The 598-nt window shown below is 27.3% G+C and carries 1 protein-coding gene; it reads left to right on the forward strand.

Going from position 1 to position 598, the window contains the following annotated elements; genetic code table 11:
* Positions 1 to 251 precede the first annotated feature (251 nt).
* Positions 252 to 545, forward strand: coding sequence for a hypothetical protein (locus ABU914_RS15460; RefSeq protein ID WP_379670576.1), 294 nt, complete (start codon positions 252 to 254; stop codon positions 543 to 545).
* The last annotated feature ends 53 nt before the right edge of the window (positions 546 to 598 follow it).

Here is a 598-nt window from a genome sequence, read left to right on the forward strand (position 1 = left end):
CAATTAAATTTTGTATTTCTTTTGTTTCCAATGTAAAATGTAGGTGGGTCATATGATCTGCCTCCTAGTATGTTTTTGTGGGTTAAAAACATTGTACCGTAAAGGCAATCATATGGCCCTTTTCTTTTACACAATTATATGGACTTTATCGTTTTTTGAGACTTCGGAAAAACAAAAAAGGTTAAACTAGTGATCTCATTAAACATTCAAAACGTTTTAAATCTTATACTGACCATTAGGAGAGATAATAAATGAAAAAAACATCTAAGTACTTAATTTTATTATTACTTGTTTTTTTATTATCTCAGGTATTTATATACTCTGAGTTTTGGAATGCTTTGATTATTTCGGTTTATACATTAATTTTTTGTTGGGTAATATATTATTTTCTTAATACTAAGAATAAGAGATATTTATTTAAAGTGTTTATACCTATTATTCTTGGTTATACTTGGGCTTTAATAACTTCCTTGATTTTAAAAGATTTTTATTTAACTACTGGAATGTTTGGCGGAATAACAGATGACGTAAAATATTTTGTGTAAAGGTCTTTTCAATAAAAAATAGGTAGGGTATCCTCGGAATTGTCGGATTCCAT

It is taken from the genome of Pueribacillus sp. YX66, assembly GCF_041725775.1.
GTDB lineage: Bacteria > Bacillota > Bacilli > Bacillales > UBA6769 > Pueribacillus.

Excerpts from the sequence above, each read along its gene's own strand:
- ABU914_RS15460 (WP_379670576.1), top strand. The coding sequence starts at position 252 with ATGAAAAAAACATCTAAGTACTTAATTTTATTATTACTTGTTTTTTTA.